General features: G+C 71.5%; 14 protein-coding genes and 1 pseudogene. 6 read left to right on the top strand and 9 right to left on the bottom strand.

From position 1 onward, the window contains the following. On the top strand, nucleotides 1-199 hold a 199-nt coding region (locus ABT232_RS35830; protein ID WP_351848280.1), incomplete at its 5' end, for a hypothetical protein. Nucleotides 200-225: 26 nt separating this feature from the next. On the opposite strand, the pseudogene ABT232_RS35825 reads toward ABT232_RS35830, so the two are convergent. Next, nucleotides 226-867 (bottom strand): annotated as a pseudogene (locus ABT232_RS35825) (substrate-binding domain-containing protein); the annotation flags it as partial. A gap of 49 nt (nucleotides 868-916) precedes the next feature. Here ABT232_RS35825 and ABT232_RS35820 point away from each other — a divergent pair. From ABT232_RS35820 to ABT232_RS35810, 3 genes are all read left to right on the top strand, one after another. Further along, nucleotides 917-1,078 (top strand): hypothetical protein, encoded by a 162-nt coding sequence (locus tag ABT232_RS35820; RefSeq protein ID WP_351848277.1) that lies wholly within the window; start codon nucleotides 917-919, stop codon nucleotides 1,076-1,078. 82 nt (nucleotides 1,079-1,160) lie between these two features. Further along, nucleotides 1,161-1,793 carry an RNA polymerase sigma factor gene (locus ABT232_RS35815; RefSeq protein ID WP_351848275.1) on the top strand — a complete coding sequence of 211 codons (633 nt, stop codon included), beginning with the start codon at nucleotides 1,161-1,163 and terminating at the stop codon, nucleotides 1,791-1,793. Next, nucleotides 1,786-2,754 carry a CU044_5270 family protein gene (locus tag ABT232_RS35810; RefSeq protein ID WP_351848272.1) on the top strand — a complete coding sequence of 323 codons (969 nt, stop codon included), beginning with the start codon at nucleotides 1,786-1,788 and terminating at the stop codon, nucleotides 2,752-2,754. Before ABT232_RS35815 ends, ABT232_RS35810 begins: the two co-directional genes overlap by 8 nt. 538 nt (nucleotides 2,755-3,292) lie before the next feature. Here the strand turns inward: ABT232_RS35810 and ABT232_RS35805 are convergent. From ABT232_RS35805 to ABT232_RS35790, 4 genes are all read right to left on the bottom strand, one after another. Next, nucleotides 3,293-7,843 (bottom strand): caspase, EACC1-associated type, encoded by a 4,551-nt coding sequence (locus ABT232_RS35805; protein WP_351848270.1) that lies wholly within the window; start codon nucleotides 7,841-7,843, stop codon nucleotides 3,293-3,295. Between the two features lie 2 nt (nucleotides 7,844-7,845). Beyond that, entirely contained in the window at nucleotides 7,846-8,523 is a 678-nt protein-coding gene (locus ABT232_RS35800; protein ID WP_351848268.1) for an effector-associated constant component EACC1, read from the bottom strand. 507 nt (nucleotides 8,524-9,030) lie between these two features. Next, complete coding sequence (locus ABT232_RS35795; protein ID WP_351848265.1) at nucleotides 9,031-10,611, bottom strand: glycoside hydrolase family 10-like protein; 1,581 nt, start codon at nucleotides 10,609-10,611, stop codon at nucleotides 9,031-9,033. A 72-nt stretch (nucleotides 10,612-10,683) separates the two neighbouring features. Continuing rightward, the gene (locus tag ABT232_RS35790) at nucleotides 10,684-11,424 is read right to left on the bottom strand and encodes a peptidoglycan recognition protein family protein (RefSeq protein WP_351848263.1); all 741 of its coding nucleotides are present in this window, start codon (nucleotides 11,422-11,424) and stop codon (nucleotides 10,684-10,686) included. A 683-nt stretch (nucleotides 11,425-12,107) separates the two neighbouring features. On the opposite strand from ABT232_RS35790, the gene ABT232_RS35785 reads away from it, so the two are divergent. Beyond that, complete coding sequence (locus ABT232_RS35785; protein WP_351848260.1) at nucleotides 12,108-12,518, top strand: hypothetical protein; 411 nt, start codon at nucleotides 12,108-12,110, stop codon at nucleotides 12,516-12,518. A gap of 317 nt (nucleotides 12,519-12,835) precedes the next feature. Here the strand turns inward: ABT232_RS35785 and ABT232_RS35780 are convergent, their stop codons facing one another. Next, a complete protein-coding gene (locus ABT232_RS35780; protein ID WP_351848257.1) occupies nucleotides 12,836-13,336 on the bottom strand; it encodes a DUF6221 family protein in 501 nt (166 codons plus the stop codon). Nucleotides 13,337-14,548: 1,212 nt separating this feature from the next. Between ABT232_RS35780 and ABT232_RS35775 the strand changes: the two genes are divergently transcribed. Further along, nucleotides 14,549-14,938 (top strand): hypothetical protein, encoded by a 390-nt coding sequence (locus tag ABT232_RS35775; RefSeq protein WP_351848255.1) that lies wholly within the window; start codon nucleotides 14,549-14,551, stop codon nucleotides 14,936-14,938. Between the two features lie 410 nt (nucleotides 14,939-15,348). Here ABT232_RS35775 and ABT232_RS35770 read toward each other — a convergent pair whose 3' ends face one another. From ABT232_RS35770 to ABT232_RS35760, 3 genes are all read right to left on the bottom strand, one after another. Continuing rightward, a complete protein-coding gene (locus ABT232_RS35770) occupies nucleotides 15,349-16,086 on the bottom strand; it encodes a dienelactone hydrolase family protein (RefSeq protein WP_351848253.1) in 738 nt (245 codons plus the stop codon). A 619-nt stretch (nucleotides 16,087-16,705) separates the two neighbouring features. Then, nucleotides 16,706-17,233 (bottom strand): 3'-5' exonuclease, encoded by a 528-nt coding sequence (locus tag ABT232_RS35765; protein ID WP_351848251.1) that lies wholly within the window; start codon nucleotides 17,231-17,233, stop codon nucleotides 16,706-16,708. A 171-nt stretch (nucleotides 17,234-17,404) separates the two neighbouring features. Then, nucleotides 17,405-18,040 (bottom strand): class I SAM-dependent methyltransferase, encoded by a 636-nt coding sequence (locus ABT232_RS35760; protein WP_351848248.1) that lies wholly within the window; start codon nucleotides 18,038-18,040, stop codon nucleotides 17,405-17,407. Nucleotides 18,041-18,051 lie beyond the last annotated feature (11 nt).

Raw genomic sequence — 18,051 nt, 5'->3', positions numbered from 1 at the left:
CGTGTACTTCGTCCACGTCGTGGGACTGTCGGCGGGGCAAGTGGGCATCGGCATGTCGCTGGCCGGCATCCTGGCGCTGGTGCTGGGCACCGTCCACCGAGCCGCTCTTCGCCGCTGGCGCCGGCGGCGCGGTGACGCACGTGTCCAGCCGTCCGCACGGCTACGGCTCCGGCTCTGGCTCCGGCAGAGGGCGCCATAACGCTCGTCAGCGCTGCGCGCCGGTCGCGCCGAGGCCCGGCGAGCCGACGTCATCGGGGTGATCACGGAAGCGGGCACCTCCTCACCGGGCGCGTCGAGCCGACGCATCAGCAGCTTGACCATGATCCGACCCATGCCCTCGATGTCCTGGCGGACCGTCGTGAGCGCGGCTCCGCGGCCCGTACCACGGAGGCCATGTCGTCGAAGCCGACCACCGCGACGTCCTCGGGCACCCGCATCCCGCGCTCGCGCAGCGGGCGCAACGCACCCAGGGCCATGTGATCGTTGGAGGCGAAGACCGCGTCGATCTCGGGACGCCGGTCCAGCGGTTCGCCCATCGCGCGGGCTCCGCTCTCCTCGGTGAAACCTCCCTCGCACAGCAACAGCGGATCGGCGTCGACGAGGACATCGCGGTAGCCGTGGATCCGGCCCATCGCCGATGTCTGGTCACGCGGACCCGTGAGGTGCGCGATGTGCCTGCGGCCCAGGTCGACCAGATGGCGCACCGCGTGCCGTCGCACCGCCGCGGTTGTCGCAGTCCACCAGGGGAAGGCCCAGGTGCTCGCTTCCCGCCGGACGGCCCCCGAGCACCGCCGGCACTCCGGTCCGTGCGATCAGGGACGGCAGTCGGTCGTCGTGGAGGGAGAAGGCGAGCGCGCCGTCGACCCGTACCGCCACCATCCGCTGCCTGACCAGCGTGGACCGGGGCCGAGGACTGATGGTCGCCCCGACTTGCAACTGCCACGTCCGCCGGGTGGCGGCCTCGGCCGTCGTCAGCGAGAAGCACCCCTGGAACCCGGACTTCAAGCCCGTCCAGTCTCCGCTGGGCCGCCACGGCATGTGGGCGTGGCCGCAGACCTTGGTTCGCCGAGAGGGCTGAGGGAACCGCTTCGGCGCGAGGGGCGAAGGACAGGTGAAAGCCCAAGTATTCGACCATCGTCCCTTGGACGAGAGGAGCCCCGATGACCGTCGGACCAGGCGTCCGCATCGGCACCGCGCGTGCCGATGCGGAGAGCGACGCCTCAGTGATCGCGCGGTCCCGGGATGAGCCCGAGGCGTTCGCCGTGCTCTTCGACCGGCACGCCGACGCCGTGCACCGCTATGCGGCCCGCCGCCTCGGCGGGGAGGTCGCCGATGACCTGCTGGCGGAGACCTTCACCACCGCGTTCCAGCAGCGGCATCGCTACGACCCGGCCCGCGACGCGGGCGCCGACGCCCGGCCCTGGCTGTTCGGCATAGCGACCAACTTGGTCCATCGGCATCGGCGGGCCGAGGCGCGCCGGTTCAAGGCCATGGCCCGGGTCCCGGCTCCCGCCGACCACGACGAGCCGCTGGCCGACCGGGCCGCGGACAAGGTGGTGGCGCGGGCCGTACGCCGCGAGCTGGCGGCGGCGCTGGCCGCGTTGCCCGCTCGGCACCGGGACGTGCTGCTGCTGGTGGCTTGGGGTGATCTCAGCTATGGGGAGGCGGCCCAGGCCCTCGGGATTCCCGTGGGCACGGTCAGATCACGGCTGCACCGGGCTCGCAGCAAGTTGCGCGAAGCATTGGGCGGATCCGACCCGACGGCACTGCGAGAGGTATCCGACCATGAATGACGAACTCGAACTCTTGAGTGAGTGGGACGCGGACGCGACCCCGCTCACCGGTCCGGCCCGGGACCGGGCCCGGCACCGGCTGCTCAACGCGATGGCCCACGCGGACCAGCGCGCCGGCGCCGGCCCCGGTCGCCGCCATGCGCTGCGCCTCGCGGGGGCCGCGCTGGTCGCCACGGCGGTGACGGGGTCGGCGATACTGCTCGGCACGGACGGCTCCGGCGGGTCCGGCGCACCGGGCACCAGCACCCCGCGGGTGGAGAACGCCGCCGCGACGGTGTTGAACGGGGCGGCGGCGTGGGAGCGCGAGCAGGAGAAGGAGCCGGTGGCGCCCCGCGACGACCAGTTCATCTACTCGAAGCGGATCATCAAGGAGACGGAGACGAAGACCGGCCAGGTCAAGACCTACACCGACGAGATGTGGGACTCCGTGGACGTCTCCAAACCCTCCCTGTCGATGGAACTGGGCCGCGAGATGTGGGAGGAGCCCGCGGGGAAGGGCGGCGGGGTGTGGCCACCCCGAAAGTGGAGCGAGCTGAAGAAGCTGCCCCACGAGCCGGAGAAGCTCATCTCGGTCATCGTCTCCTCCGGCGGGTCCGACGACCGGTCGATCAGCGATCTCGACGAGCTCAATCGGTACGAGGCCTACTGGCTGCTCGGCGAGCTCCTGAAGAATCCGGTGCTGCCCCAGGGGCTGCGCCCTGCGGCGTACGAGGCGCTGGCCCTTGTGCCCGGCGTCAAGACGATCCCCGGAGTGAAGGACTCCGCCGGGCGGACCGGGGTGGGCATCGCCCATACCGGACGCGGATCCTGCAAAAGCAAGTACCTGATCTTCGACCCGGCGTCGTACGAGTTCCTGGGCTTCCGCGACGAGCGGATCTCGGCTTCCGGGAAGAAGAAGTACATCCAGCTGTCGCACGTAGTGGACTGGGGGATCGTCGACCGGGTGAGGCAGCTCCCGTAGGCCGCTGTCCCGCGGCCAAGACCTCAGGGCCGCCGGCACCGGCAGATGGCCGCCGGCGCCCCTGAGGTCTGCCTCCCGGTCCGGCCGACCAGTGGGGCGACCCGGACAGGAACTCAGTGGGGATGCCCAGCCGAGGACCCACATGACAGGGCGGTTGCCGCCGCGCACCACGTGCCCCGGGTACCGAACCCGGCCCCCGACCAGCTCACCCGCACCGCCGAGTTCGCCTGGCCGAAGCGCTGGTGGATCGCCGGCACCGACGGCAAGCCTCCCCGGGAGCCTCGTGCCGTTCCGGCTGCGGCCGTGTCGGCCACTGCCGGGCACCTTGACGACGACCAAACCGCGTCGCATGCCGTCGACCGCCCAAGAATCGTTCCGCTGTCGTCCATGGCCGGACCGCACGGCCGCCGGTGGATGACATGCAGGGAGCAGCGGAGTCGGGTTTCGCCGGACGCCGTTCAGGACGTCCCTGCATCAGTCGCGAGGCGCGAGGTGCGAGGTGCGAGGTGCGAGGCACGGGCGGGAGGCGCGTAGGTGATCACTCGCCTTCGGCGCAGGAATCGCGGTGTTCCAGGTGCGGGAACAGTGCCTTCCAGCGATCCTCCGGCAGACTGACGGGTTGTGAGCGGCACATGGCCTCGTAGAGGCGGTCGGTGTCGTAGTCGAGGATGTACGTCTTCCTCTCGTCGGACAGGCCCGGCGCGTCGGTCTTGGTGGTGACGGCCAGCCAGTTCCCGCCCGGGGGCAGCCGGACGGACTCCGCACCCTCCAGGGTGGCGAACTCCGGGGTCACCCAGCGGCTGTCGCGGCCCAGGAGCCAGATGCGGTAAGGGCTGCCGGTGATGGCGTGACGGCCGTCGGGGGTGATGGCGAGGGAGGTGATGGCGCGGTCAAGGCGTACGGTCTCGCGCTTCTTCGGCTTGAGGGGAACGGACACGTCCCAGAACTCGATCGTGCCGTCGGCCACCGCGGTCGCGAGTTCGTCCTTCCCGGCGGGGAAGTAGCTCCCGGGCGCGGCCGGGATCCGCTCGCCCCTGACCGGACGCGCCGGCTCGGAGAGGTCGTACAGCCGGATCGTGTCGCCGCTCTCCTCGGTGATGAGCAGCTTCGACACATCGTCGTACATCGCGCCCTGGCGCAGCGCCGCGTCCTCGATCACGTCGCCCATCCGTGGACGGTCGGGGTCGGAGACGTCCCAGAACCGCAGGTGCCATTCGTTCTCGACGGTCACGACGGTGTGCGGGCCCGCGAACCAGAGGCTTCCCGTGTCGAGGAGACCGCCGTTGGCCTGCGCGGGGATGTCGGCCCGGCGCTCCGGCTTCGCGGGGTCGCTGATGTCCCACAGGGCGATGGTCCGCTCCTCCCTGGAACCCACGGCCAGCAGCCGGCCGTCGGGGCTGACGGTGATGTGCGAGGCGTCGGCGGTGTACCGGACGCTCGTGCTTCGGTGCGGCGGGCCCTCGGCGCCGAACCGCCAGAGCTGGAGGGTGTGGTCCAGGCCTCCCGCCCAGTGGTGGGCCAGCAGGACCGGGTCACCGTCCCGGCCGGTCAGGAACCAGTTCGCCTCCCAGCCCTTCGGGAGGGTGTAGCGCGGCTTCGGGGAAGCGTCGTCGCCGATGGTCCAGATCCGGGTGGTCGTGGAGAGGTCCGGCTCGTCCTGCCTGGTGATGAGCAGCCTGCCGTCGGCGCTGACGGGGCCCGTGCCCGCCACCTCGTGCACGGGCAGGTGCCCGGGGAGCGCGGGCGCCCCGGCGCGTTCGGTCCACAGCCGGATCTCGCCGCCGACCTCGCCGGCGGCCAGATAGCGGCTGTCGGGGCTGTAGGCGACCGACTGGACCGGCTGCCCTGCCGACAGCACGCCGAGTTCCGGCTTGATCTGCGCCAGCTCGGCCGCCTTGGCCGTCGCCCTGAGCCGCCGTACGCCGTCATCGCGGTCCGCCCCGGCGAGGAACCTGCCGTCCGGGCTGAAGGCGAGCTGCGGCATGCCGTCGTAGCCGCCCCAGCTGTCCATGTAGGCCTCCGTGGACACCCGCCGCAGTTCCCGCCCGTCCGCCACCTTCCACCAGGCCGTCTTCCCGCCGCCGCCGTTCGCGACGACGAGATCGCGGCGCGGGTGGGCGGCGACGGACGTGACCGAGGCGGCCCGCTCGGTGTCGCGCAGGACGGGCCGGCCGGGGTCGGTCACATCCCACAGCCGCACCTGGGCGGGGTGCCCGTCCGCGCCCGGCCCGCGGCCGTTGCCGGTGATCAGGTGGTGTCCGTCGCGGGTGAACGCCAGGGAGATCAGCTCGGCTTCGGTCACCGTGCGCTGTGCGCGCAGCGCCGGGTGAGCCGGGTCGGAGACGTCCCACAGCCGCAGCCGGCCTTTGTCGTCGCCGGACGCCAGGGTCTGCCCGTCCCGGCTGAACGCCAGGCTGAACGTCGCCCTGCTCCCTTCGACCGGCAGATGCGCCAGCCGCCTGGGCCGTTCGGGGTCGGCGGTGTTCCACAGGGTCAGTTCCGTACCCGTCTGCGCGGCCAGCAGCGGCTCGCGGGGGTGGTGGGCGAGGGCGGGCCGGCCCTCCACCTGGAAGCGGCCGGCTTCGGCCGGCCGGCCGGGAACGGACAGGTTCCACAGCTGTACCCGGCCGTCCCGGTGGCTCGCGGCCAGCGCCTTGCCGTCCGGGCGGTAGGCGAGGTTCAGGACGGGCTCGCGGTGGGGCTCGGCGGGAGTGAGGTGGACAGGGGTCAGGGTGATCGCCGCCGCGTACAGGCTGGAACGGGCCTCCGGGGTGTTCGCCGTGCGGTACGCGGCCAGGCTGAGGCGCAGCGCCGTGCCCGGGTCGTGGTCGCGGATGCGGTCGGCGCGGCCCGCGAGTTCGCGGGCGATCAGGGCCCGCTCCCGGCTCGCCGCCTGTCCGTTCTCGTAGAACGCCCAGCCCGCCAGGGAGGCCGCCACCAGGGTCAGCACCGACAGCACGCAGACCCACGCCCGCACAGTCCGGCGCCGGCGCCGCTCGGCGGCGTCGCTCGCGGCGACGAAGTCGCGGACCACCTGCCGTACGGGCGCCGCCCCGGCGGTCCGGCCGACGGCCAGCTCACGTGCCTCCCGCAGGTCGAAGCCGCGCCACAGGCCGCTGGGCCCGCGTCCGCCCTCGCCCCAGCCCTCCGCCGCGACCGTCAGCCGCCGCAGCCGCAGCAGATCGCCGCGGACCTCCTCGATCCAGCCGGTCAGCCGCTCCCACGCGTGCAGCAGCGAGTCGTGCCCGAGCTGCGCCCCGCCGTCCTCGTCCACCACGACGAGATGCGCGTCGACCAGGAGCCGCAGCAGGTCCTGCGCGTCGGCCAGTTCCTCCCGCGGCACCCTGCGGCGCACCAGCCGGCCCTCGCCGTCGGCGACCTGCACCATGGCGAGCATCAGGGCGCGCAGCCGCTGCCGGCCGTCCTCGTCGAGGTCGTCGTGGATCCGGTCGGCGGCGCGGGCGACCGCGTCACGGATACCGCCCGCCTGCTGGTACGCGGCGTAGGTGAGCGTCGTGCCGCGCCGCCGCAGCCAGATCTCCTGGAGGACGTAGGCAAGATACGGCAGAGCCGCCGCGTCGCCGGTGCGTCCGCCGCGCCGTTCCTCGTTCACCTCGCGCAGCAGGATGCGCGGGACGCCCGCCTCCCACTCCAGTCCGGCGTAACGGGCGGGCTCGACGATGGCCGCCTCGATCTCGTCGTCGCTCAGGGCGGACACGACGAAGTGGTCGCGTTCCGCGAACGGGGCGAGACGCGGGTCGCCGAGGACGTCGCCGTGGTAGTCGGCGCGCAGCGCCAGCACGACGCGCGGGCCGCCGGTCGCGGTGACCGCGGCGGCGAATCGGCCACGCTCGGCCTCGTCCGCGCCGTGCGTGAAGTACTGCTCCAGCTGGTCGACGACCAGGACCCCGGGCACCGGCCGGCCGCGCGCCCCGGATCCCGGGCGGGTGAAACGTCCCCGTTCCAGATCGCGTACGACCTCGCCGACCGGGCGGCCCACCGCCTGCGCCCACGCCTCGGCGAGCCGCCGGAACGGCCGCGCTCCGGGTGCGGGCACCAGGCACACCGGTCCCAGTCCCGCGCGGTGCGTCGCCACGCTCAGCCCGGCCCGCAGCAGCGACGACTTGCCGACGCCGGAGTTGCCGATGAGCACCAGCGGTTCCCCGGGCCGCGCTCCGGTGACCCTGGCCAGCAGCCGCTCCGTCATCTCCTCGCGGCCGAAGAAGAGATGGTGCTGTTCGGGCAGGAACGGGCGCAGGCCCGGATACGGGCACACGGCGTCCGTGTCGTCGTCCGGCGCCGGTGACCCGTCCGGGGCGGGCTGCGCGAGATAGCGGCGGTTGGCGGTGAGCACCAGCTCGGCCATGCGGGCGGTGCCGCCGCCGTAGGGCCGGGCCGCCTCGCCCTGGAGCCGCTGGTCCAGGAGGCGGTAGACCCCACCGAGCGTCAGCAGGCGCGGGGCGCCCGCGTCGCCCTCCCTCAGCAATTTCAGCAGGTGGCCGGTGAACAGGGTGTACTCGGCGCCCACGGGGGCGTAGGCGAGGGTGTTGCGCTGGGCCGATCCGAGCAGATAGCTGCCCTGGGGACGGGACGCGCCGAACGCGTCCGGGGCGGGGGTGCGGTCGGGTTCCCGGGCGTTCCCGGCGAAGCAGCAGTCGAGGATCAGCACCGGGTCCGCCGGGGCGTCGCCGAGGTAGCGCTCGATCTCCGCGTAGGGCACCGCGTGGGCGGTGTCCGTGAGGGACTTCGTCGCGGCCGTCGCGAGATACAGCCGTCCGCCGGGCCCGCGCAGACCGTGGCCGACGAAGCAGAAGACGACGATGCCGCTCTCGGACCGCTCCTCGGTGGGCGCCGCTCGGTCGGCTGCCTCCGCCAGCGCCTCCAGCACCTCGCTGGGTGACACGGGATCCGTCAGCACGCGCACCCGGTCGCCCATGCCGCAGCGGGTGCGCAGCGTCTCGGCCAGCGCCCGCGCGGAGGGCACGGCCGCGGGCAGATCGTGCAGCCGGTCTCCCGGGTGGCGGCCCGTGCCGACCACCACCGCGTGACAGCCGGGTCCGGTCAGATCCGGCCCTCTCCCTAACGGCATGCTCAGCGCGCCCCCTCGGCCCGCCGCGTTCCGTCCCCGTCGGGCTGGTGCGTTCCGTCACCGTCCGCCCGGCGGGAACCGTCACCGTCCGCCCGGCGGGAACCGTCACCGTCGGCCTGCTGCGTGCCGTCTCCGCCGGACGGTTCGTGGTCGCTCGTGTCCGACGCGGACGGTTCCCGCCCGGCGGTCTGAACAGGTGCTTCCCGCCTGGGGCCTTGGGTCGATGGTTCCCGCCGGGCCTCCTGGGCCGGTGATTCCCTGCGGGCGTCCTGGGCCGGTGGTTCCCTGCGGGCGTCCTGAGCCGGTGGTTCCCGCAGGGCCTCCGCCACCCGCTGGGCCAGCTCGCCGGTGCCCTCCGCGGTCAGCGGCCGGACCTTCTCGGAGGCGACCACCAGCTGGGTGCCGTCCGGCCGGTTGATGGTGACGGTCACATTGCTCCGCCGGTTCTGCAGCCAGACGACGAGGGCGGCACCGGCCGCCGCGGTGGGCCCGCCGGGGGCGAGCAGCAGGCTCAGCAGTTCGCTCCAGGCACCGCCCATCGCTCCCGCGGGCGCGCTGTCCGCCAGGTCGCGCCGCACGAGTCCGCGCAGTTCGGGGTCCTGGCGCAGCCAGTCGTACAACTCGTCCGTGGCGCTCGCGTGGTCGCCGGTCTCCGCCTGTACGCCGAGTGTGAAGCGCACCCCCGCTCCTCCCCCTGCGGCACGCCGCCGCCGTCTCGATCATCCGTCCCGAAGTCCCCGAAGTCCCCAACTTTCCTTACCCGCCTGCCAGTTCCCGGCACATCAGAGTCACAGCACGGTGATGCCGAGGGGACGTTCCCGGCCGACAGTAGGCGGCTGTCTCGCTGGGTGGCCTGTCCGGTGGGGGCCCAGGGTGGCATCAGGTGCCGGTGGTCCGTCCGCCCACGGGCTCGTTCTTCAGCACGGCCTGCACGGTGGCCCAGGCGACCTGCGAGTCCGCCGCGGACGGTCAGCCCTCCCCGGAGGGCAGCGGTGCCCGGTGTACGGCTCACCGCGACCCTGGGGTGCAGGCGGTATGCCACCTCCAGTGGGAACGCCCCCGGGGAAAGTGGGTGTGACGTGACGGCTTGAGCGGACTCGTCAGGGTGGGTGGTGTACTGCGTACAGTCGCGGTCGGAGTCGCCGTCGTCGCCGTCGCGGTCGCCGTCGCCGTCGCCGTCGAGGGCGTCACGGCACGGTGAGGAACGGCGGGAACGCCGCTTTCGCGATGCTGCCCTTCGTCACCCTCACCACGGTCTTCGGAGCGCCGATCACACCCTCCGGCAGGGAGAGGCTGAGCAGATACAGACCTGGTTCCACGTGGGCGAAGCCGAACCAGCCCGAGCCATCGCTGAGCCGGGTGGTCTTGCGGCTGCCGCCGGTGAGCGGGGCGAGCGTCACCGGTACCTGGTCCAGCGCGCCACCGTTTCGGAGCAGTAGCCTGCCGGTCACGTGCCCGTCCTGGGGTGCCGTCTTCCACGGCATGCCGGGCACCGCCGCCTCGTTCCTGAACGGCGCGTCGTCGCCCTGCGTCAGCGCCTGCATCAGCTTGGCCCGTTCGGCTGCCAGGCCGTTGGCCGCCACGTCCTTGCTGGGCGCGGCGTAGGAGTAGCCGCTCCAGCCGGCCGCGGTGTTGCCAGCCGCGCTGGGCCGCAGCGCCTCCCTGGCCTGGCTGAGGGAGTCCGCGACGCCGTTGAGGTACAGCGCGGGTCCGTTGACCGCCTGCCGCTCGCCCTGGTGGTCGGCCAGGAACTCGGACCATTCGGAGAACATCCGCGCCTGGTCGGGGTTCCAGTTGCGCTTGTAGTTCATGGTCACGGCGGTGTCCATGATTCCCTCGTCCAGCCATCCCGCCCAGTCCTGGAGGACTTCGGCGTAGGTGCGTGTGGCCTGCCAGCCGCCGACCGCCTGCGGCCCGTGTCCGTAGGTGATGGCGTCCATCGACAGGCGGGCGCGCGGGTCGACCTCCCAGACTCCGAGGTAGATCCTGCGCACCAGTTGGGTGACCTGGCTGCGCCGCCAGTCGCTCCAGGCGGTGTCGGACGGGAGGGGTACGTCCGTGCGGCCGGTCGCCTGCTGGAAGCGGGCGACGGAGACGGCGTTGTAGCCCCAGTCACTGTGGGTGGTGGTGGAACTGCCGTCCGGGTAGCGGACGTAGTCGAGGTTGACGCCGTCCACGTCGTAGTTGCGCACGATGCTCTGGATGCCGCGGACGATGTAGTCGGCTGCCGCCGGATGGCCGGGGTCCACGTAGGCGTTGGCGCCCACCAGTTCCTGGCCGTCGGCCTTCTTGTTGAGCCAGCGGTCGGTTCCGGTGGCGTTCGGGCCGTGCTGGTTGAAGACGTGGTCGGGGGAGCGGGGCGGGGTGCTGCTGTTCCACATGGTGTTGACGTTGACCCAGGCGTGCACCTGGAGTCCGGCCGCGTGTCCCTGCCGGACCACTTCCGCAAGCGGGTCGTACGGCTCAGGGGCGATCGCGGCGTCGGTGCGCGGGTACAGGGCGTTGTTGCAGAAGCAGTCGTACCGCCGGGCCGTCTGCACGATCAGGACGTTGGCGTTGATGTCCAGTGCGTCCTGGACCAGGGCCGTGACCTGTGCGGGTGTGTAGATGCCCGGATTGAACGCGTCCACCCAGTAGCTGCGCCACTGGGCCGGCGCCGCCGTACCGGCGTCGGCGCGGGCGTCGGCGTGGGCGGGCGGCGCGGTGACCGCGCCGAGGAGCAGGCCGAGGCCCGCCGCCAGGGTCGTCAGTACGCGAGGCAAACGCATGGCGAGGTGTCCCCCCGTGGAGTTCGTCGGCTGCGGGCGTACGTCGTGACAAGGCGGTGGGCCATGCCGCCTCTAGGCGAACGTGGCTGACCAGGTGGCCGGCCCGACGATGCCGTCCACGCTCAGGCCCTTGCGCGACTGGAAGCTGCGGCAGGCGGAGTCGGATCCCGGCCCGTACTGGCCGTCGACGGCGAGGGAGTAGCCGTGTGCGCTGTTCATCCGGTACTGCCAGGTCGCCACGCTGGCATGCACGAAGGTCGGCGGCTGGCGGAAACTGACGCCGGGGTAGGGCAGGGGGCCGCCGCCGGGGTTGACCTCGCCGCTGAGCACCCTGGCGTACAGGTTGCCCGGGCAGGCGGTCGCGTGGTGGTCGCGGTGGCCGGTGATGGCCTTTGCGGCGCCGCCCGACACCCGCAGGCGGTTGATGCCGTGGCGGATGGCGTCGATGAGCCCGGCGGTGATGGTGTCATAGCTGCTGGCGGTGCCGCCGGTGAGCGCACAGACCGCGTACCAGTCGTCGTTGCCCTGCGTGGTCCCCTGGGCAGCGGTACGGACGTACTCGCCGCGGCCTTGGAAGAGGTAGCCGTGGACGCAGGCGAGGTGGCTGTAGGCGATGTCCGACCAGCCGTTGGAGTCCATGTGGAAGTTCTGGATGCCCCGCACCTGGGCGGCGCAGTCGGCGTGATCGGCCTTGGCCACCTTCACGGCGTCGACGTGATGGACGACCACGCCGCCCTGCGCCGGGGTGATGTCGTTGCTGACGCTCACGGGCGCCCTGGCGCCCCACTGGGAGCGGGTGACGAACGTGGCCATCAGCTCCGCCCTCCCCGGTCCAGGGCGCAGTTGACGGCGGCGTTCAGGGGTTCGGCGTGGGTACCGCGCGCGGCTTCGGGTCCGTGGACGGCGCCGGGGTGACGGGAGTGCGTGACGATGGGGAGTTCACGGAGTCCCGGCGGGAGGGGAGTGCCGGCACGCGCGGGTCCGGAACAGATGGCGGGCAGCGCGAACGCACCGGCGGCTGCAGCCAGCAGTGTGGTGCGGCGAGACGGGCCGTGGGTCAACGGTCCTCCAAGGGGTGGGGAGGTACGGGCAATTGTCGAAACGTTGACAGGTTCCAGTCAAGATGGCGGTGGTCGTTCGACGAACCGGCATGGAGGCTGTTCCGCTGCCGGTGGCCGTTGACCGCTGTGCGCAGTGCGCAGTGCGCAGTGCGCAGTGCCAGAGGTTGACGGCAACATGAGCCGCCGCCATCAACGTCACCCGGACCACACTCGGGGCACGCGGGACATCCGGCCGTGACCGCTCGGTGCCACCTGCGGTGTTCCCCCGACCGTCGGCGCCGGTCCGCAGGACTGGGGCCCGCGCTTGGGCTGGTGGAGACCTTGCAAGCCAAGGCGCATTGCGGGCTTTGCCGTTGATTCGGAGACGCCAGGGCGCTGCATGCCCTTCGATCATGAGCCCGAACGCCAGGCCGCAGCGGCGAGCGGTGGCGATGCATGTGCGCTGCCGCCGACCACGTGCCGGAGGAGACCTACCGCCAGGTTCTGGAGGAACTGGCCGGACTGCCGGCGGTGGTTCAGGCCCTGCCGCCCACGGCCGCGCTGGTCGACCTGACCGGATCCTTCCGCTACCGCGGCACCACCCCGTACCGGCTCGGCGAGGAACTGCGCGTACGCACGATCTCCCGCCTCGGTGTCGACGTCCGGCTCGGCATCGGCCCGTCCTTCACCGTCATCGCCGCCACCGCCTCCACTCAGGTGCCGCTGCCGGGCGGCGTCCTCACCGTCAGCCCCGACCAGGTGACCGACTGGCTCGCCCAGCTCCCGGTCGAGGACCTGCACGGCATCGGCCCCGGCCAGGCGGCGACCTTGCGCGACTACGGCACCCGCGGCGTCGTGGCGCAGTAGGGTGCATGGTCAGCGGGATCTCGTCGAACTTTTCGAGCGCAGCCTTCTGTACGAACCGGGCGATGTCGATGAGCCCCTCGCGACACACCGAGAACGCCAGCCCCAGGTCGCCCCGTCAACCCGCACACGTCGGCCGCCCGTCTCGTCGGGCGGGCATGCGGTGACAGGGCGGTCGGAAGCGATGCCCCCAGATGGGGCCCGGCCGGACGGGCTCGCGCGGCAGGTTCAGCCGTCGACGTAACCCAGGGAACTGTTAGTGATCTTGTGCACTTCTCCCATGGACTCGTCCTCTCTGGCGGCACTGAAGGCCGGTGCGGTTACGGCCGCGGCTCCTCGCGGTAGCCGGGCCGGCCCGCGTAGGGCAGCGCCAACAGGCGTGCCACGGGGTCCAGACACTCGGCGGTCTTGACGAGCTCGTTTTCTTGCAGTTGCAGGCGACCGAACTCGACAGGATCCGAGTGGATCACTTCGCGCATGCGGGCACGCAGCGCCAGCCGATCTTCAACGGCCGTCGCGTACAGGTCGAGGATCCGCCGCTTGGCGGCGATCTCGCGCAGCACCCGCGCCGGATTGTGTGCAGCGATGAAGTCGGCGTCAGCGAGTCCCTGCTCGCTGCCGTCGGTCTCGACTCCTGCGCCCGGACGGCCGAAGTCGACAGTCCAGCCGTAGTCGCCGATGCCGCTTTGGACCCAGGGTCCAAGGGTTGCCGCGCGCGCGATCCGCTCGTCCTCGTCGAGCTGGGCGCGCAGCCACTGCGCAAACTCGCGGGCTGCCTCCAAGGCCTGCCCCGGCGGCATCGCAGCTCTGGTCGTTTCCACTGACACTCCTTCGTCTCGTGCGCTGGGACCGTACCGTTCCCAGCGACATCATCCCCACTCACGCCCCTACACCTCAGCCGGAACCCGGGCCCGCCAGCAGCTCGCCGACGAGTTGGTCGCCGGCACCGGTCCTGCCCTCGACGGTCAGCCAGAAGCCGCCCCGCGCTCCGCGACGGCCGGCCGGCCAGTCGTCCCCGCGCCTGCGGGAGGTTGTCCGGGCGATGTCCGTGCGAACGAGGCTCTGATCCGGTCGCTTCCGTGCCCGCGGGGGCGCCCACGAGCCAGGCCAACCCCACTCGCGCGGAGAACAGTGGCCGTCGACGAGGAACGTCGCCTCACGTTTGCTGCGGAGTCAGGTGGAGTCCGAGCCGGGACGGCAAGGTCGTCAGCCTCGCTCGGTGTGCCTGGTCGGCGTCGTGACCGGCTCCGCTGCCCCCTCACCCCCGTCCAGGGCCGGTGGGAGCGGACCGGCCCGAGCCTGAGACGTTTTTACGCTGCACGTCTACGACGGCGGGCGGCACGTGCGGCACCCACGCGGCGCTGGTCGGCCTCCCAGGCCAGCCGCCACCGAGGCCTTGACGACGCCGTGGTCTTGAGGCGCCCGAAGGCGGTGTTGTGACGGACCTCCGCCCCGGGCGCCTGTTCGTGTTCAGCCCGGGCGCGGTGAGGGCTTCGGGTCGCCGCACTCGGCGGCCAGGGCCTCGCCCCGGGCCGCTGCGGCGCGGTCCTCGGCGTCCTGCGCGAGGTGGGGGAGGGCTCATCGCCGGTGGCGTCCACAAGCCGATGCAGCGGCTTCGCCCTCCGCTCCAGGCAGGCCATGCGCTGGTCCACCGTGCCCCACACGTAGTGCCCGGCATTCGTCGGTGAGCCGCTTGAAGACCACGCCTTCCATCCCGTCCGGCAGCTGGACGTTCTCTGGGGTTCTGGCTGTGGCGTCAGCGACTGAGTCACGTTGGTGCAGCTCAGCGCCATTGATGGGGAGTACGGCCCTGCGACAGGTGTGGTGCTGTCGCCTGAAGGGACTGTTGGGCAGCCATCTCGTAGACGAGGCTGCCATGGAGCCTGGGTGGCACCACGGGGCCGCGCGCCGGGTACTGTCGCCGGGCGGTCCGCATCTTGGCGAGGATGCCCGAGTTCTTCGAAAGACGATCTTGGACACCCATATTCTCGTCTCCGCAGGCACCCCTTGGACCACCCCACCAGGAGGAACCGGTGTCATACCCGCAACCGCTCACCTCCGAGGAGAAACTCGCCGACGCGAAGCAGCGGCTGAGCCTCCCGCGTATCGTCGTGATCTGCGGCTCCACTCGTTTCATGACCGAGATGATCGAGGCCGATCTGCGGGAGACCGAAGCCGGAAAGATTGTCGTCAAGCCGGGTTGCGACATGAAGTCGCCGCACGCACTTTGGTCCGACCCTGTCGAGGCCGAGGCGTTGAAGGTTCGACTCGACGATCTGCACCGAGCGAAGATCCGGCTGGCTGATGAGGTGCTCGTAGTCGGCGACTACATCGGAGACAGCACCCGAGCCGAAATCGCCTACGCCCGGTCGCTGGGCAAGCCCGTGCGGTTCACGCATCCCGAAGTCGACCCCGACGCCTGAACGCCCGCCCCCACACCCTCCGCAGGAGAAGACGCGGACGAGGAAGAGGCGAAGGAGGGCGGCCGGCCCCTGCTCGTTGGAGGTCGCCGCCGTCACCTTCGCCAATGGCGGTCACGACATCGGTGTCTATGGCCAGCCGAGATATAAACAAGGGGGCAATGAGTAGAACCCAATGCGGCTTTACGCGTGGTCAGCACAGTGACGCCGCAGTAGATGCGTACTTCTCGCCCTGGAAGCCGGTACGGTCCGCCGCAGGTCGCGACGATCACGGACAGGTCTCCGTCGCAGTAAATCCAATATCTGCTGCGGCAGTTGTGAATACGTCTCGTCGAACACACAACTGCCCGAGTAGGGGTCTGGTTTGCAGTGCGGGACGCGGACGAGGCCTGGCACCAGCATGTGTGCCTGGGTCATGGCGCCGAGTTCTCCGTCACTGGCAGGCACTCGGCGAGCAGGTCGACGACATCGCGCCAGGCTCGCTGTGCGTGCCGTGGGTGGTGACCGACGCCGGGGACTGTGGGGTGGTCGACAGGTGGGTGGTGGAAGGCGTGCAAGGCTCCGCCGTAGACCGTGAGGCGCCAGTCGACGCCTGCGGCCTGCATCTCGGCGGTGAACGCGTTCCGTTGCGCGGGCGGCATGATCGGGTCTTCCGACCCGACCCCGGCCCACACCGGGCAGCGGATGCGCGCGGCCTCGCCCGGTCGGCCCGTGGTGGTTGCGTTGACTGTCCCGATCGCTCGCAGGTCGACGCCGTCGCGCCCGAGTTCCAGCGCGATGGCGCCCCCGGTGCCGTAGCCGACGGCGGCGATCCGGTCGGGGTCGGTCCGCGGTTCGGTGCGCAACACGTCGAGTGCCGCGTGGCCGATGCGCCGCATCCGGTCGGGGTCGGCGAGCAGTGGCAGGCAACGGGCCAGCATCTCCTCGGGGTCGCCCAAGTAGCGCCCGCCGTGAAGATCGAAGGCCAGGGCTACGTATCCCAGTTCGGCGAGAGCATCGGCCCGGCGGCGCTCGACGTCGCTGAGTCCCATGCCCTCTGGTCCGAGCAGCACCGCGGGTCGGCGGTCGACACCGGCCGGGAGCGCGAGGTGCCCGATCATCGTCAATCCGTCGGCCGGATATTCGACCGTACGCGTCGTGATCGTCGTCATAAGACTGGACTGTAGTGACCGTCGAGCCCGGTCCGGCTGGTGTTCTGCCGCTGGCAGAACAGCGCGGTTGTCCCTCTGAGATACGGCGAGGTCCCCGGCGCTCAGGGCTTCCAGCTCACTCTGTTGCCCCTGTGGCACCTATCTCGGTCACACCCCTGTACGTCCCGACGTTCGCCACCGCTGGCGTCGGCGGGATGTGCGTGTATGCAGTGGTCTTTCCAATCCTGGTTGCGGTGTGGTGCTCGCGGGAAGGTCTTCGCCTCTCGTCCGGTCGTCGCCAAGGCTCTCTCAGCCGCTGGGGCCACATCCTGTGGCCGCAGGCGCTGATCGCGACCGGACTGCTCATCCTGTTCGAGGGCGGGGCCTTCGGACTGCACAGGCGGGCGAGCGTCATTCGACTCCCCCACGCCCCTTCGCTCTTTGACCCTCGAATCAGTCACAGCAGCCACGGTTCACGGCACCGCAACGATCACTGGTGCGTGCGTACGTACGTGGTCGGGGTGGCCGGCCGGTTGGCCGACCGCGTCGTGACCGACCACGATGTCGGTCGGAAGTCCCGGATGTGAGCGACGAGGCGGCTGACTGCTTCGCGCGACGTCCCCCTGCGGCGGGCCGCCGGTCAGAACAGGGCTCCCTGTTCTGCGTCCGGAGCCGGGGGTGGCTGGCTGGATGGGCTGCAATCCGGCGGCCATCTCCAGCTCAAGCAGCGTGCTCCACCGGCCGTCCGCGCACCCGTCGTCCAGGAGTCGGTCAGCACCTGTGCGGTGACCTCGACATCCGGCATCGCCCGGTGCCGTCCGGCAGGCTTGGGGATGCCGAAGTGGCCGAGCAGACTGTCCAGTCCGTAGGAGCCGAGACCGGGCACGACGGCCTTGGCCAGGCGCAACGTGTCCAGCAGCGGCGTCGCGGCGAGTACGGGACAGTGCTCCGCCTGGCGGGCGATGATTCCGGCCTCTGTGAAGGCGTGGTGGGCGACCAGCCGGTACGGCGGCGTAGTCAGACGCGCCTCGAGCCGCGCCATCACCACGGCAACAGGGGCCACCGAGGTGAGCATTCGCTGGGTGATGCCCTTGAGCTGGACGTCCCGCGCGGTCACGGGTACGTCGGCAGGCGGTCGCATCAGATCCTCGAACCGGCCCGTTTCCACCAGTCGGCCCTCCAGGGGACGCAGCGCCGACGCCGCGACTTCGATCGGCTCGGCGGGCCGTCCTGCCGGGGTGCGCCCTCGAAGTCGATCACTGCGAACGTCGTCGCGGCGAAGCGGGGATCGTTCGTCAGCGCGTCCACGGTGGCGCCTCCCGTCGGGCCGGCGTTGGCTTCAGGTCGACGGTTCGGTCGTCGTCGTTCCGGGGGACCGGCACGGCGCGACCCCCGCGTGCCGGGCTTGGGACCCGCTGCGGGCGCCGGGCTGCGTACAGCCGGTAGGAGGCGTGATTGTCCGCCGCAGGATTTCGGGGCGCGGCATCAACTCGGCTGACGGCCCGATGCCGACCGAGTTGGTGTGCAGGGCCGAGAAGAGCAGTCGGCCGCCCGGTGCAAGGTTGTCGGACAGGACTGGCAGCAGCCGTTCGGGGTCCAGGTACGGCATGGAGCCGACGGAGTAGATCAGGTCGTACGGTTCGGCGTCGCGCAGGTGGGCCACGGCGTCGGCGCACACCAGGTGCAGGCCCGGGGTGTCCGGGTAGCGGGTGAGCGCGCGCTGGTGCTGGGCGGGGGAGGCGTCCACGGCGGTGACGTCGGCGCCCCGGGCGGCGAGGTGAGCGGCATGCCGGCCAAGGCCACTGCCGAGGTCGAGGACGCGCAGCCCGTTCACGTTGCCGAGGGCTTCGATGCCAGGGCCGACGTCGGGGATGCCCCAGTCCCACCGGTCCATCTCGGGCAGTTCCAGCTTTCTGGCCAGTTGGTGGGCGCCGTAGACGTTCCAGGTCTCGAGGGTGTCCGATTCGCTGGTCATCAAGTTCTCCA

It is taken from the genome of Streptomyces sp. NPDC001532 (genome assembly GCF_040298625.1).
Classification (GTDB): Bacteria; Actinomycetota; Actinomycetes; order Streptomycetales; family Streptomycetaceae; genus Streptomyces.
Note: the sequence above shows the minus strand (reverse complement) of the source record. Positions and strands in the feature narration are given on the sequence as shown.